Source organism: Mesobacillus persicus, from assembly GCF_900109925.1.
GTDB classification, from domain to species: Bacteria; Bacillota; Bacilli; order Bacillales; family Cytobacillaceae; genus Mesobacillus_B; species Mesobacillus_B persicus.
The window spans coordinates 81,511-97,007 of the sequence record NZ_FOBW01000011.1; the positions used below are offsets into that span (position 1 = coordinate 81,511).

The following is a 15,497-nucleotide window of genomic DNA, read 5'->3' on the forward strand; positions in this document are numbered from 1 at the left end:
AAAAAGCGGGTTATCCGTATTGGATATCACCCGCTTTTAATTTAACCTTAAGTTAATGACATGCTTATTTTGCAATGTTCGTTTCGACCTTTAAACCTGCAGCTTGGTAAAATTGATACTTCTTTTCATTATATTCGTCCGTCAATTGATTGAAATGATCATTTGCACTTAAAACCTCTTCATATGCAGCATTTACCTTTTCAATTTGTTCTCCTAATTGATCAACTGTTACTTCTTCGTTTTTAAACATATTATATAATTCAATGTCATAACCAAGACCAGCCACGTAACTTTCGTATAATTTCCCATGCGTGCTATAGCGTTCTTGCATAAGATCATGAAGCCCTTTTGCCTGATCTTTTAATTGTGGGTCATCAATTTTTGCATAAATTTCAGGTACTTGTTTAAATTCCGCCTGCGACTCCTCGATACTTTGACGCTCTATATCAAGAAGTTCATTTCTTTTCTTCGATATCGAAATGGCCTCGTCCGCTAGTTGAACAACTTTGTCATATTCTTGCAGATTCATTTCAATGATTTGACCATACAATTCCTTTTCTTGTTTTTCAAGTTCCACTAGCGGCTTTTGCTGTTCTTCAAATGTTTTTTCAATTTCCACGACTGTTTCTAGTTTTTCAAACATTTCTTCAGCTGGACTTTGCCGATTCAGGCAACCTGAGAAAAGTAAAGTTCCACCTACAATTAAGAAGATTAGAATAACATTGCGTAATTTTAACAAAGTACTACCTCCTCCAATGCATCATGCGAATATCTCCATTTTACAATTAGATTCCATCTTGCTCTACAGTAAATATAAATATCAAAAAAAGGGAGATATAGGCCAATATCTATACACTTTGTTTATTTAATCATAGGTTATAGTAAACACCCTTTAAAAGAAAGGGAATTTAAAGGAGGTTTCAATATGTTTGGTTGTGGATATGGTTACCCAGCTGCACCTACTACAGGATATGGTTATGGTGGAGGATTTGCGCTAATCGTAGTGCTATTCATCCTTCTAATCATTGTCGGAGCTGCTTACTGGCACTAAGAAACAGGAGGAAGATGCAAAGCATCTTCCTTTCTTTTCTCCTTCATTATTAATCAGAATGTTGTTCATATTAACTTTTCCGCACACATTTGATAAACTATGATTAACCGGTATTAAAACCAAATTACATATCATAGAGGTGACCTAAAGATGTTAACCATGGATAACATCGTTCGGGATGGACACCCTTCCCTACGAAGAGTAGCTGATGAGGTTTCCATTCCTGCTTCGGAAGAAGATAAATTGGTGCTAAACCAAATGTTCGAATTTGTCTTAAACAGCCAAAACCCTGAAATTGCTGAAAAATATGGACTTCGCCCAGGAATTGGTCTGGCTGCACCACAAATTAATATTTCAAAAAGAATGATTGCCATTCATGTTCATGATGAAAAAGGAGAGCTTATTAGCTACGCCCTCTTTAATCCTAAGATTGTTAGCCATTCCGTTGAACGCTCCTACCTTTCTTCCGGAGAAGGCTGTTTGTCAGTAGATGAAGCAATTCCAGGGTTTGTTCCTAGGTATGCACGCATTACTGTTAAAGGCATTAACATTGATGGGGACGAGGTAAAGATCCGACTAAAGGGTCTACCTGCAATAGTGTTCCAACATGAGATCGATCATCTGAATGGAATCATGTTTTATGATCATATCAACAAGAATGACCCATTTGCTGAAATAGAAAATGCAGTTGCAATTAATCGTTAATTCACATACCAAGGCCAGCCTACGACGCAAGAATAGGCTGGCCTAATTAAATAGTACTAACAATCGTTAAGATTATATTTTTACGACTCTCTACTCCTGTATTTTTCCAATCTTATCCATGAGGAAATAGAAGATTATTACATATAATAATAAAAAAGGTGTCCAAATCTTCCTGCCCGCTTTCACTTTGGACAAGGATAGGATAAAATAAAGGTAAGGAGTTGATCCACAATGTTAAAGAAGCTAAGACGTAGGCTTTTAAGACAGTGGAAAGATATGCTACGAAAAAAAACAATCGCTTAATAAATTTGGGCCCTTCAAAACTTGCGAAGGGCTCCTTGCTTATTGTACATTGGTAAAAGCGAAATGAACGGTAATTAGTATTCCCCTTAAAAACGTATGAAAAAATGCTAATTTTTTATATAATAGAAAAAGTCATGTTGAATAAGGAGAGAGAGTTATATGATTTTTAAAGTTTATTACCAGGAAAAAATTACGGAAACGCCTGTTAGAGAAAACACGAAGACGTTATATGTTGAGGCTGATTCCGAAAGAGATGTTAGAAAAAAACTTTCTGATCGCCCCTATAATATTGAATTTGTACAGGCAGTAGAGGGGCAGCACCTTGAGTACGAGCGCCAGAAAGAATATTTTGAAGTATTGGAGATTGAGTAATTTATGAAATTTGTTAAAAATGACCAAACAGCCGTTTTTGCCCTTGGCGGACTGGGCGAAATCGGCAAGAACACCTATGGCGTCCAATTCCAGGACGAAATAATCCTTATTGATGCAGGGATTAAATTTCCAGAGGATGAATTGCTAGGAATTGATTATGTTATTCCCGACTATTCATATCTTGTAAAAAATGAAGATAAGATTAAGGGGTTATTTATTACACATGGTCACGAGGACCATATTGGCGGAATCCCTTATCTTCTTAAGCAAATCAATATTCCAATATACGGCGGAAAGCTCGCTCTTGGTCTTTTACGGAATAAACTTGAGGAACACGGCTTACTTAGACAGACAAAACTGATTGAAATCAAGGAAGATGACATTATCAAATTCAGAAAAACATCTGTTACTTTCTTCCGAACTACTCACAGTATTCCTGATTCCTATGGAATTGTTGTTAAAACACCTCCTGGACAAATTGTTCATACTGGGGATTTTAAGTTTGACTTTACTCCGGTTGGAGAGCCAGCAAACTTAACAAAAATGGCTGAAATAGGTAAAGATGGAGTCCTATGTCTTCTTTCCGATAGTACAAACGCGGAAGTCCCTGATTTCACAATGTCAGAAAGACGCGTTGGTGAAAGTATTGATGATATCTTCCGTAAAGTTGACGGACGTGTGATTTTTGCTACCTTTGCTTCGAATATACACCGACTACAACAAGTGACAGAAGCAGCTGTTGCTAACGGTAGAAAGGTAGCAGTGTTCGGCCGAAGTATGGAAGCGGCCATTTCCATCGGATTAGATTTAGGCTATATTCGTGCTCCTAAGGATACATTCATTGAGACACAGCAAATTAATCGCCTTCCAGCTAATCAGGTAACCATCCTATGTACTGGTAGCCAAGGAGAACCAATGGCCGCCTTGTCAAGAATTGCAAACGGTACTCACCGACAGATTCAAATTATCCCTGGAGATACAGTGGTATTCTCTTCTTCGCCTATCCCAGGTAATACTCTTAGCGTAAACAGAACAATCAATATGCTTTCTCGTGCAGGGGCAGAAGTGATTCACGGAAAATTAAGCGATATTCATACCTCTGGACATGGTGGACAGGAAGAGCAGAAACTTATGCTTCGCCTTATTAAGCCAAAATTCTTTATGCCAATTCATGGTGAATTCAGGATGCAAAAAGTTCACGCCAAACTTGCTGTTGACTGTGGCGTGCCTAATGAACATTGCTTCATTATGGACAATGGTGAAGTCTTAGCTCTTAGTGAAAATGAAGCGCAAGTTGCAGGAAAGATTCCATCTGGTTCGGTTTACATTGATGGAAGTGGAATCGGCGACATTGGGAACATCGTCCTTCGAGACCGCAGAATCCTTTCAGAAGAGGGCCTTGTCGTTGTAGTTGTCAGCATTAATATGAAGGATTTCAAAATCTCTGCTGGACCTGACTTGATTTCTCGAGGCTTTGTATATATGAGAGAATCTGGAGATTTAATCAACGATGCTCAAAGCCTTATCTCTAAGCATCTAAACAAGGTTATGGAACGGAGAACAACGCAGTGGTCAGAGATAAAAAATGAAATCACTGATACACTTGCACCTTTCCTATATGAAAAGACTAAACGCCGTCCGATGATTTTGCCAATCATCATGGAAGTGTAATAAGAAAAGCGCAAGCGCCCTGTTCAGCGGCGTATGGCCTGGAGCGCTCCAACTGAGATAAGATTTTTCTTAGGGCTTTAGCCCTTAGAAAAATCAATCGGGTTCTTACGGGCAGTTGAGAAGCTACTGCCCGTTAGAACGCGGCAAAGGAAACACGAAGAGCGTTAGCGATTCGATGTTGACTTATCGTAGGGCGGAGAGCGAAGGACACTAGCCGCTAGGGCGCTGGAGCTGGACATTTATATAGGTCAAAACTTTTATACTTTTTTATCTTTGCACAAAGAGCCTACTGTCAATAAATGACAGTAGGCTCTTTTTATAGATTGCTTCTTAGAACTTAAGCCTAATTACGCAAGACAAGTTTTTATAATGCTTTCCTTTCAAAGCGGCTAATATCTGAATCAGCGCCTATGATGATAAGGATATCACCTGAATGAATAATCTCATTTGCTTGTGGTGAAACCAGAATATCATTCCCTCTTTTTATCGCTACGATATTAATTCCATATTTAGCCCGAATATTTAAATCAATGATTGAATGTCCACTAAGTTTATTACTCGCAACAATCTCAGCTATACTATGTTCATCGGATAATTCTAAGTAATCTAGCACATTATTTGAAACGATATTATGAGCAATACGTCTGCCCATATCCCGTTCTGGATGAACAATAATATCAGCACCTATTTTACGTAATACTTTTTCATGGTAATCATTTTGAGCCTTTACGGTAATTTTACTAACTCCAAGTTCCTTAAGGATAAGTGTGGTTAGAATGCTCGCCTGGATATCATCCCCGATAGCAACAATGACATGATCAAAATTACGGATTCCGATTTCTTTAAGTACTTTTTCTTCCGTTGTATCCGCACATACTGCGTGCGAAGCAATTGCTGCATATTTATTTATACGTTCTTCCTTATGATCAATGGCTAACACTTGCATTCCCAACTCCGCAAGTTCCCGGCAAATACTTCCGCCAAATCGCCCAAGACCAATAACGGCAAATTCTTTTTTCATTGTAAGTGCTCCCCCTAAAATCAATCCTTCTCAAACATTGTAGCATAATTATTACATCAATTATTGATTGAATTTTACTCCTTATATTTTCGTTTCCTTTTCTTTAAAAACCATAGGAATGTTCCAAACACCATACCGATGATTAGCAGGATAGGTAAATTTCCCGCAATGACAACAATCAAGCCTGAAAAGAAGGAAAGAAGGAAATTAAGATTGGCTACAAGCTGTTTTTTTACCTTTTGCCATGTGTTTAGATTTTCATTATCAATGCCAGGAACAAGAATATCCGTTTCTTCCATTGAAACCGTTACCGTTGAGAAGGAAGTTTGATTTTCTAAGTACTTCATTCTCCCTGTAAGTTGCTCGATCTCAACTTGGACTTTAGCTAACTCAGATGAGATCTTCAAGAGATCCTCTGTTTTCTCAGCATCCTCCATAAAACTAAGCAATCTTGCTTCAACCGCTTTTTTTGATCGATGCCTAGACTCTAGGTCAACATACTCCTCCGTCACATCCTGCCCACTGACATGTCTATTTGTCACATCAGCTGCTACATTCTCCGCATCATGCAAGAAAGTCGAGAACTGTTTTTGAGGAATTCTAAAGGTCATCATTCCACTTAGTTGTTCGTTTTCATATCTATTTGTACTCGATTCAACAAGATAGCCTCCATATTCTATCGCTCTCTTTTCTAGCTCTTTTTGTGCATTTGAAAAATTTTTTACCCTTAGGTGTAACTCAGCATTGTAAATAACCATGCGCTCGGTTGAATTGGTCATCGTTTCTCCGGCCTGGTCTTGAGGTTGTTCCCCCACGTCCTGTTGCTCTGTACCATTCTCTAATTGGCTATCTGTTAAGCTCAACGACCTATCTTCGCTAACTTTCTCCTCAGTTCCCCCGATTTCTTCTGATTGGCTATACTCAGCGTCCTGCTGTCCGCTACAACCATATAGAAATAAACCTACAATAATTATAGATAAACAGAGCCATCTCCTAGTTCTCATCATACCCCTCCACTCTCTTTATTCTATTTGACGAGAACGAATGTAAATGGTTACGAGTTCCTGTAATTCCACTTCCTAGGCTTTCTTATAACACGCTAACTCAGAAGTCCTGATGAGACAATTCAGCATCGTTTTCTAATAAAAGGAGAAATTCCTCTTATTTAGAAAAAAGCACTGAAAATAGTTAAAATAGAAGGAAATACTACCGCTATTGACTCAAAAAAACGAGAATATCGGTTATTTTGCATTGCTTAACGGGAAATTCTCCCCTTAACCCCCCTGGACCAAGTTCTATCTGCAGTTTAACGGGAAAATTTCCGCTAATTAAAATTTTTCTTGCAAGAAAAATTGTATATCAAATTTTATTTTCTCTATATTGATCCAACCAAATGGCTTTACACCAATAAAAAAATGAGTGTCATTCTCAAATGTGAATTGACACTCATTTTGACTTACATGTATATTCTGCTATTTATATCCTCTGGTAATCAAATAGTTAACTGTCGTTTGTTCCTTTGAATTCAATATATCTACTAAGTAGCGAAATTGCTGTTTCAATCGCCCCTTCATCTGGTGTAAGCTTTGAATGGTGTAAACCATATTCTGAGCCTACCCCTAGCCAAAACATCAAACCAGGAATCTCCTTTAACATGTACCCAAAATCCTCACCAGTCATGGCTTCTTTGCACTCAACCACTTGAACTTTATCAAGTTGCTCAGCAAACTCCATAAACTCCCTTGTAAGGGTAGCATCATTAAAGACCTGATGATACATCGCACCGAAATCGACTGTGACTTCACACTCGTAGCCAACCTCTATTCCTTTCACAAGTGCTAGTAGACGCTTCTTAACCTTTGCCATCGACTCAGGCGACAGAGTACGAATGGTCCCTTCAATTCTCGCCTTTTCAGCAATAATATTTTGGACGGTACCTCCAGTCATCTTGCCGACTGTCACTACTGCACTGTCTAACGGATCGACATTCCTAGAAACAATGGATTGTAGCTGAGTCACAAGATTACAAGCAGCAATAATCATGTCGTTTGTATTATGGGGGTAAGCAGCGTGACCACCCTTCCCCTTCAAGTCGATAAATAACTCTGAAGTATTGGCGAATAATAATCCTTCTTTTGTCGCAATCGTACCCACAGGATATTCAGGCGCGACGTGCAAAGCCAACACCATGTCAGGCTTCCACTCTTGCATAATGTCGGTCTTTAACATCGGTTCCGCTCCACCAGGTCCCTCCTCAGCAGGCTGAAACATAAAAAGAAGGTCATCCGATATCGGATTTTCCGTAAAATATGTAATCAATCCTAAAGCAATACTCATGTGAAAATCATGCCCGCATGCATGCATATTTCCTACATGCTCTGACTGAAATTTATACCCCGTTTCCTCGGTGATTGGCAGCCCGTCAATATCCGCTCGGTATCCAATCACTTTTCGAGGTGACTGCCCGTTTATTTTCACAAATATACCAGTTTTCCAGGTCTTAATCTCTAGATTGGCTTGAGGGAGAGTACTTAGGTAATCTAATAAATATTTCTGGGTTTTAAATTCTTGAAATCCAAGCTCAGGGATTCTATGGAGATCACGTCTTACTTTTATAAATCTTTCCACTAATTTGCCTCCCTTAATAAAATTAGATAAAACGAAAGCGTGGATTACATCCACGCTTTCCACCATTTTCAATAATTATAATTGACGAAGCTCTTGTTTAATTTCTGTTTTAGACTTTGTTTTTTCATCAATTTGTTTAATTACACGCGCAGGAGTTCCAGCAACAACCGTATTAGGAGGTACGTCATCAACTACGATAGCTCCTGCAGCCACGACTGCTCCTTTACCTACTGTAACACCCTCTAATACTACAGCGTTCGCTCCAATAACAACATCGTCTTCAACAACAACTGGTTTTGCAGAAGGAGGCTCAATGACTCCTGCTAACACGGTACCAGCACCAATATGACAGTTCTTACCTACAGTAGCTCGTCCACCTAAAACAACATTCATATCAATCATTGTACCTTCGCCAATGACAGATCCAATATTGATCGATGCTCCCATCATAATAACTGCATTATCACCAATTTCAACCTGGTCACGAATAATGGCACCTGGCTCAATTCTTGCTTTAATGTTTTTCATATCCAATAAAGGAATAGCTGAATTTCTTCGGTCATTTTCAACGACGTAATCTTCAATTTTCGCTTGATTTTCTTCAATGACAGGGGAGATTTCAGACCATTCACCGAAAACAACACCCGTATTACCTGTAATGAATGATTTTGAGCTAGGGCCAAAATCAATTCCTTCTAACTCACCTTTAACATATACTTTTACCGGGGTAGCCTTTTTGCTATTTTGAATAAAAGAAATAATTTCATTTGCATCCATCATTTTCATTGGATTCCCTCCATCATAATATGTATTCACACTAAAAATTACTTTACCAAACAAAAGAATGTAAGACAAGAAATAGGCTGATTTTTATGGAAGTTCTTTTATATGTTCCTTTACAATCTCAATAAATGCTTGAACTTGATTAAGCTGAAATGCTGACTCATACCCAATCAGCCATGTATCGCGCTTAAGTTGAACCCCATTCGGATTAAGAAGGGGGATTTTAAATATGTTCTCCTCGGCACCGTTTAGGGTGATTTCAGGTAGAATCGCATACCCAATTCCATTAAAGGTCATTTGTTTGCATGTTTCGATTTGGTCGACAATAATCGTTCGCTTCGGTGCCGTCTGAAAGTTACGCATCCACCATTCCTGAATCTCCTGGTAATAGTTTGAATCACTTTTGAATTGAATGAACGGTCGATCCGTTTCTAATACCTGTTCTGGCTTCGTAATCTCGGTATCTACAAGATTTAGCCTATCTTCAAACAAGTGCATCTTGACCCCCTTCCAGTCAGGAGTGCCGCGAACGATACCGATATGTGCCTGATCTTCATACAAAGCCTTGGATATTTCACTGCTCCAGCCGGTAACCAGAGAAATTTTCGCTTGGGGGTGTTTTTTGACAAATTTTTTCAAAACCTGCGGGAGCCAGTTTTGCCCAACAATGGAAGCAACAGCAATCTTAAGTGTACCGTATACTTCAGAGTCTAATGAAGTAATTGCCTCTCTTACCTTTTCCTCCTTGGCCATCATTTCATTCGCAAACTGGATAACCATTTCTCCAGCAGGCGTTAAGGAGAGACCTTTTTGAGAACGGATAAATAATTTAGTTCCCCATTCTTTTTCAATCGACTGAAGCCTTTGAGACAAAGCTGGTTGCGAGACAAATAAACGTTCTGCCGCTTTTCTCATGTTCATCTCCTGAGCCAGAATCGAAAGTAAATGGACCTCGGAAAGTGTAGACAATCATCCCTCCCCCTTTCATTCTTACAGTTTTAGGACGATATGGTTTCCTCTTTTTCCACCTCTTTTTTAGGTAGAAAGACGACGAGAATCATGCTTAAAATGGCAAATCCTAGCACAACAAGATACACAGTGTGCAAAGCCCCAGTTAGGGTTTCCTGAAGTAGCCCTTTCATCGATTCTGACAGCTGATTACGCTCCGTCTCACCAAGTAAGTGATTGATTGATTCAAGCGAAACGTCCGATTGAGCAAATTCGCTTTGTCCTGTTAAATCGGCTTTAATACTACTATTTAGGACACCACCAAGCAAAGCAGCTCCGAGTGTATTCCCAAAATTCCTCATAAACATATTACTCGCTGTTGCAGCTCCCCGTTGCTCCCATGAGACGGTACTCTGAATGGATACAATAAAGGCTGTACTCGTTAAGCCCATTCCAATCCCAATGACAAATGAACCCAATGCAGCCCAAAGTGGTCCAGCTTCAGGAGACAAGTTGGCAAATAGCAGGCTCCCGAGGATTAATGCTCCGCCACCTAATAAGGAGGTCGCCCGAAAGCCGATGGAAAGCAATAAGCGGCCAGACAATGTTGATGCAATCGGCCAACCGATGGACATTGCTGTTAATGTAAATCCAGCAACAATAGGCGATTGTTCCATCACAGCTTGAACAAAAGCCGGTAAGAAACTAGAAATCCCAATCAAAATAACGCCTGTTGTGAGCGAAGTTAGATTTGCTATTAGAATGGACCTTTCCTTCCAAATTGAAAAGGGCATCATCGGTTCTTCCACTCGCTTCTCATTCAGAACAAAGAGGATAAATGCAACTACACTCACAAAACCAAGAGAAATACCCAAGGAAGAATCCCAAGCAATATTTACCCCCCCTTCGACTAGAAGAACCATTATAGTACTAATCGCAACAGTTAAAAGCACCGCTCCTGAATAATCAATTTTGTGTTTTTTCTTTTCAACCTTTTCATGCAGGTAAAACCAAATTCCGGCAATCGCAAGGAAGCCCAAGGGAATATTAAGCCAAAACACATAACGCCAGCTGACAAATTCAACAAGTAGACCACCAATGGCTGGACCTGAAACAGCTGATATCCCCCAAACACTTGATAAGTAGCCCTGAATTTTCGCTCTCTCTTCTTTCGTATAGATGTCCCCAATGATGGTTGTCGCAATCGGTGTAACCGCTCCTGCGCCAAAACCTTGAATAAGACGAAAGACAATCAACATTTCCATTGAGGTTGCTAGCCCACAAAGAATAGAGCCAATCAAAAAAATCGAAATGCCAAATATAAGAATTGGTTTTCTACCGAAAAGATCAGCAAGCTTGCCATAGATAAGAACGGTTACAGCGTTCATTAATAAATAAGCTGAAAATACCCAACTATACTTTGAAAAACCACCCAAATCGCCAACAATTTCAGGCATGGCAGTCGATACAATTGTTGCTTCAATCGCCCCCATGAAAGTAGCAAGCATGACGGATGCAAGGACAAGCGTTTTTTTTGTTCTTTTGCCATTATCTTGCGACGATAGAAGTTCTCTGTCTCTTCCCAATCTCTCTCCTCCCCCCAAAGTAAAACGGAAGCCCCCGTATACCCGGGGGCTAACATATCAATCTATTGAGCACTTTCCAACCTTTTGAGTACCGCTCTTCTCGTTAGAATACCTTCAAAATATCCCTTATCATCTTCTACACATAAGAAAGGATGGTCAACAAGATACTTTAAGGACGCTTGTAGCGTTGATTCAATCCTAATTCTTGGTATATCCTTGTTCATAACCTCTTCAACCCGTTTATCTTCTAAAGTTTCAAACTCTATTCGTTCAAGTCCCATTATTGAATCCATAATAATTGGAGTACTGATTAGACCGTGTAGACGGTACTGAGGATCTAAAACGGGGATGGCCGTATAGCCACTCCTTGTCAAAACAAGCAACGCGTGCTCAAGGCTATTCCCCATCTGTACATGGGCAACTCTTTCAGAAGGAATCATAAGATCTTTTATGTACACTTTTAATAATCCTCCGCTTCGCAAACTAAACATGGTTCATCCCTAGAACTCCCTAGTTTATTTCTATATCGTTTTCATTTTAACATAATTTTGCCTATATTGCTTTTGAATCCGCTTCTTTTATTCTATAGCTTGTGTTAACCCGGCGCTTGGTTCTGCTGCCATCAATCTGCTTAAAATCAATATTATATTCCTCTGGCATAGCCATTCCAAAAAAAAGAGGCCTATTAAGCGGCCCCTACGTATCATTGAATTAAGTCAAAGATTTCAATTGTAATCATGTCGATATTATCAAATTGATATTTCTTTGGTTTTTCTTTTTCATTGTACACTTCAAGTTCATAAGTTTCTGTTTTCGGATGATATGTAACCTGACATTTACGTTCACCATTCACCTCAAAAAAGCGTTGTGCTGGTTCGCCATTTGCTGCTTGCTCTTGTAAATTTTTCAACCTTGTAATTATGCCTTGTAGCTGTGACATCAATACCCTCTCCTTTCAGCCAAAACAATCATTTATAACTAGGATTAACTTTAGACATGATTCTATCCACATGAAATAAATTCTGAATATTCCAGTTCTATTCCTTTACATGCCAATATTAACAGAATAAAATAATGACAGGCATTTGTACAAGGAAAAGGTGCGAAAGGAGTGAAATTTGTTGAAAAAACCAATTCAATTGGCAGAAAAAGTCTATCTCATTGATGGATATGATTTAGGAATGGCGGAGAGGACAGGAGCTTATGTTCTCAAGGAACAACAAATAACTCTTGTTGAGACTTCATCTAGTCCATCGGTTCCACATATCCTTCAAGGACTTAAGGAACTAGATATATCACCAGAGGAAATAGAATTCGTCATTGTCACACATATTCACCTTGATCATTCCGGAGGTGCAGGATTGCTTCTAGAACATTGCCCAAACGCAAAGGTCATTGTTCACCCGAAGGGAGCTCGACATCTCTCGAACCCCGCAAAACTGATTGCTAGTGCTAAGGCTGTTTATGGTGAAAAATTTGACACGTTATTTAATCCGATATTACCAATTGCTGAAGACCGTCTCATCATTAAACAAGACCAAGAGACACTCGAAGTTGGGAATGATACCACCTTGACCTTTTATGACACTCCAGGCCATTCTAACCATCATTTTAGTATTTACCATCCAAATGTTAATGGGATTTTTGCGGGGGACACTGTAGGTATCTATTACCCTCAACTAAAGAGGAAAGGAATCGATTTTTATATTCCATCCACCTCACCGAATCAATTTGACCCTGACAAAATGTTAAAATCCCTGAGTATGTATAAGCATTTAAAGGTCCAACGTCTCTTTTTTGGCCACTATGGGATGTCAGAAAATCCCCAAGAGGCTTATAAACAGGTAGAAGCTTGGCTTCCTATTTTCATAAATGAAGCCAAAGAGGCATTCGATGAAGCGAATGATTTTGAATCTCGAACCAAATCGGTTACAAAACGTCTTTTTAAAAAGCTAAAAGAGGATTTACAAAACAAAGGACTTAAGGATGATGATCCTATTTTTGATGTTCTAAGCTTAGATTTAGAGGTCAGTGGGATGGGCTTGATTGACTATCTGAACAAGCAAAAATCATAAAACGGAGGTACCCAACTTATGTCAGAGCTTATCATATATACACAAAATGATTGCCCTCCATGTAAGATTGTTAAAATGTTTCTTAATGAACATAACGTTGATTTCCAAGAAAAAAACATCAGCACAGATGAAAAGGCTAGACAAGAGCTAACGAAAACCTATGGTGCCTATTCCACTCCTACTGTCGTGATTGGAAAAGAAGTAATTATTGGTTTTAATCTCGAAAAACTAAGCAGAACGTTGAATATAGAATAGCGAATTTAAACAACAAGAAGGCCCATTTTGGTAGGCCTTCTTGTGTCTATATTTCCTTTTATGTAAACTGCTTACCGCTCATGGTGTTTTTTCCAATGCCCTGGTAGCATAACAACAATGTTCTCTAACAAAGCTTATCATTAACATGCATTTTATAAGGAATCCGCAAAATTGGCTTTTTCTAACACTTCCCTTGGAAGGTTATCATTTTGGATTGCTTGAATCTTCCATCCTGTATTTTCACTTTTTAATTCTAGAGCTACGTAATGATCATCATAGGTGACTGGACCTTCCGTTGATGCAGGAAAAAACTCTACAACAAAGACAGAGTCATTTAACTGAACGACCTTGGTTTGATTAGAATAAGTATAAAAAGGAATATAGTAGCGAGCAAAGTCAGATCCAAGGGTGAAAAACTTCCCATTTTCTTCAACTACATTTTCTTTTATGAACATGTCAATGTAGTCGTCACTAAAATATGGAAATAATACTTCCTTTACTCCCTCCAGACTCCGCTCCACTTCGCTTAACGAAACCTGAGCTGAAAAGGCGTCCTCTAAGAAAGCAAAGATTTCCTCTTGATTTAACAGTGTCGTCTCCCTATCTTTATCTCTTTCTGAGTTTGCTTGAAGCGGCAATACGATGATAAAAACCACGATGCAAAGGATGAGAAGATTTATTCGCCTGTCCATGACCGTCCCCCATTCAGAAGCTGATTAACTCTAATTTTAACAACTGGACAGTATGTCTAGAACAAAAATCGTTCGCAAAATACCCCTATGTTTTGACAGCAACTGACCTTTTTTATCGAACAATCAAAAACAATACGATATGATACGCAAAGAAAAACCCCTTTTAAAAAGGGGACTAACCTCGAGGACTAAAATAGACCTTCCCTATCAAATAAATATGAGGATGATAGGTCAATAAACAAAAAATGCTGTGAGTTAATCGGCAAACAGAATGTTCGGATGGCTACTCCTGTTTCGATATCATTATATCTATCTGATAAAATCCCTTTTTTCTCGTTTCTCATCTTAATAATATTCTCGAGAAAATAAGGTCTCCAGCTCCAATTCTTCCCTTCATATTCAGGTTGAATAAGCCAACTATCATCCAATTTAAAAAGGTTAGGAGATTTTTGAAAGCCATCCTCATCGCAAATATACATTCTAAAGGCAATCTCATCTAGCTCTCTTGAAAGAACTTCCAATAGTTGTGTATAGTGTAAAACTTTTCGATTTCGGTTCAGCATATCCTGTACCCGGGAATCAAATTCTTCACGTAATGAAAACAAATTTTCGAGTTTTTTCTTTTCAGATAATATAAATTCATGGCATTCTTGTTTTAGTCGTTCTTTCATTATCCCACGGTCTAGAAAGTCAACTTGGGGCTTACTCAGATAAAAGCCCTGATAAAACCTCCCCCCGTTCTTCCATGCAAATTGTAGCTGAAAAGCTGTTTCAATATTTTCGAATAGAAGGGCAGCTCCGATTTTACGCGCAAGCATGGAGAGCGAGAATAAAATATTTTGATAGGTAGGCCCTGCCGCTGTCGATCTTAATACCTGGAGGTCAACCTTCAGGATATCAGGCTCTAACTGACTGATTCGGTCCAAATGGCTACTATCATTGCCCATCTTATCAATAGCTATTTTCATCCCAAAAGTCCGATAATACCTTAATAAATGATCCAAATCCTTTGATTTCCCATCAGAGTTTCGTTCAGATACTTCAAGAACAATTCGATTGGGGTTCAACCCTTGTCTACTAAACTTGGTGATAAGTTGTAGGAGCTTCTCCTCCTCATCATGAATCAAAAGTTCTGCATCACGGTTAATAAAAAATAGAATGTCCTTTTCTAAATGCTTTGCCTTGTTAAATGCTTTTTCTAATATAATCAAATCAACTTCTAAACGATATTCTTCTGGTATTTCTTTATCTTGAAAAAAAGGACCTAAACTTATTGTCTCCTCTTTTGTTTGAAATCTTCCTAGTATTTCATAAGCAATGATTCGGTGCTCATCAGCACTAAATATAGGCTGAAAGAACGGAATTACATGATCCAAATCGCTAAGAATGTCTAATGCATCCATAGAA

General features: G+C 38.8%; 16 protein-coding genes and 1 pseudogene. 6 read left to right on the forward strand and 11 right to left on the reverse strand.

Annotation, left to right across the window (positions count from 1 at the left end; translation table 11 throughout):
- Positions 1–64: 64 nt before the first annotated feature.
- Positions 65–739 (reverse strand): YkyA family protein, encoded by a 675-nt coding sequence (locus BMX30_RS15590; RefSeq protein ID WP_170843906.1) that lies wholly within the window; start codon positions 737–739, stop codon positions 65–67.
- Between the two features lie 234 nt (positions 740–973).
- Here BMX30_RS15590 and BMX30_RS23970 point away from each other — a divergent pair.
- The 4 genes and pseudogenes from BMX30_RS23970 to rnjA all read left to right on the forward strand — a co-directional run.
- Positions 974–1,051, forward strand: a pseudogene (locus tag BMX30_RS23970) (YjcZ family sporulation protein); the annotation flags it as partial.
- A 150-nt stretch (positions 1,052–1,201) separates the two neighbouring features.
- Positions 1,202–1,756 (forward strand): peptide deformylase, encoded by a 555-nt coding sequence (def, locus tag BMX30_RS15600; RefSeq protein WP_090747692.1) that lies wholly within the window; start codon positions 1,202–1,204, stop codon positions 1,754–1,756.
- Positions 1,757–2,218: 462 nt separating this feature from the next.
- The gene (locus tag BMX30_RS15605) at positions 2,219–2,431 is read left to right on the forward strand and encodes a DNA-dependent RNA polymerase subunit epsilon (protein ID WP_090747695.1); all 213 of its coding nucleotides are present in this window, start codon (positions 2,219–2,221) and stop codon (positions 2,429–2,431) included.
- A 3-nt stretch (positions 2,432–2,434) separates the two neighbouring features.
- Positions 2,435–4,102 (forward strand): ribonuclease J1, encoded by a 1,668-nt coding sequence (gene rnjA / locus BMX30_RS15610; RefSeq protein WP_090747698.1) that lies wholly within the window; start codon positions 2,435–2,437, stop codon positions 4,100–4,102.
- Positions 4,103–4,466: 364 nt separating this feature from the next.
- On the opposite strand, the gene BMX30_RS15615 is transcribed toward rnjA, so the two are convergent.
- From BMX30_RS15615 to BMX30_RS15650, 8 genes are all read right to left on the reverse strand, one after another.
- Positions 4,467–5,123: a potassium channel family protein gene (locus BMX30_RS15615; RefSeq protein WP_090747701.1), complete on the reverse strand. Its 657-nt coding sequence runs from the start codon at positions 5,121–5,123 to the stop codon at positions 4,467–4,469.
- Positions 5,124–5,197: 74 nt separating this feature from the next.
- Complete coding sequence (locus BMX30_RS15620; RefSeq protein ID WP_090747704.1) at positions 5,198–6,127, reverse strand: DUF4349 domain-containing protein; 930 nt, start codon at positions 6,125–6,127, stop codon at positions 5,198–5,200.
- 496 nt (positions 6,128–6,623) lie between these two features.
- Positions 6,624–7,751 carry an N-acetyldiaminopimelate deacetylase gene (locus tag BMX30_RS15625; protein WP_244532625.1) on the reverse strand — a complete coding sequence of 376 codons (1,128 nt, stop codon included), beginning with the start codon at positions 7,749–7,751 and terminating at the stop codon, positions 6,624–6,626.
- Positions 7,752–7,826: 75 nt separating this feature from the next.
- Positions 7,827–8,537, reverse strand: a complete 711-nt coding sequence (gene dapD / locus BMX30_RS15630) for a 2,3,4,5-tetrahydropyridine-2,6-dicarboxylate N-acetyltransferase (RefSeq protein ID WP_090747710.1) — start codon at positions 8,535–8,537, stop codon at positions 7,827–7,829.
- Positions 8,538–8,621: 84 nt separating this feature from the next.
- Positions 8,622–9,503: a transcriptional regulator CcpC gene (locus tag BMX30_RS15635; RefSeq protein ID WP_090747713.1), complete on the reverse strand. Its 882-nt coding sequence runs from the start codon at positions 9,501–9,503 to the stop codon at positions 8,622–8,624.
- 29 nt (positions 9,504–9,532) lie between these two features.
- Positions 9,533–11,068, reverse strand: coding sequence for an MDR family MFS transporter (locus BMX30_RS15640; protein ID WP_280139979.1), 1,536 nt, complete (start codon positions 11,066–11,068; stop codon positions 9,533–9,535).
- Between the two features lie 62 nt (positions 11,069–11,130).
- Complete coding sequence (gene cbpB, locus BMX30_RS15645) at positions 11,131–11,559, reverse strand: cyclic-di-AMP-binding protein CbpB (protein WP_090747716.1); 429 nt, start codon at positions 11,557–11,559, stop codon at positions 11,131–11,133.
- A 212-nt stretch (positions 11,560–11,771) separates the two neighbouring features.
- The gene (locus tag BMX30_RS15650) at positions 11,772–12,008 is read right to left on the reverse strand and encodes a YkuJ family protein (protein WP_090747719.1); all 237 of its coding nucleotides are present in this window, start codon (positions 12,006–12,008) and stop codon (positions 11,772–11,774) included.
- Positions 12,009–12,189: 181 nt separating this feature from the next.
- Here BMX30_RS15650 and BMX30_RS15655 point away from each other — a divergent pair, with 181 nt between their 5' ends.
- On the forward strand, positions 12,190–13,143 hold the full coding sequence (locus BMX30_RS15655) for an MBL fold metallo-hydrolase (RefSeq protein WP_090747722.1): 954 nt from the start codon (positions 12,190–12,192) through the stop codon (positions 13,141–13,143).
- A gap of 18 nt (positions 13,144–13,161) precedes the next feature.
- Positions 13,162–13,398 (forward strand): glutaredoxin family protein, encoded by a 237-nt coding sequence (locus BMX30_RS15660; RefSeq protein WP_090747725.1) that lies wholly within the window; start codon positions 13,162–13,164, stop codon positions 13,396–13,398.
- Positions 13,399–13,550: 152 nt separating this feature from the next.
- Here BMX30_RS15660 and BMX30_RS15665 read toward each other — a convergent pair whose 3' ends face one another.
- Positions 13,551–14,090, reverse strand: coding sequence for a DUF3993 domain-containing protein (locus BMX30_RS15665; protein ID WP_090747728.1), 540 nt, complete (start codon positions 14,088–14,090; stop codon positions 13,551–13,553).
- 188 nt (positions 14,091–14,278) lie between these two features.
- Positions 14,279–15,493 (reverse strand): EAL domain-containing protein, encoded by a 1,215-nt coding sequence (locus tag BMX30_RS15670; RefSeq protein ID WP_090747731.1) that lies wholly within the window; start codon positions 15,491–15,493, stop codon positions 14,279–14,281.
- Positions 15,494–15,497: the final 4 nt, after the last annotated feature.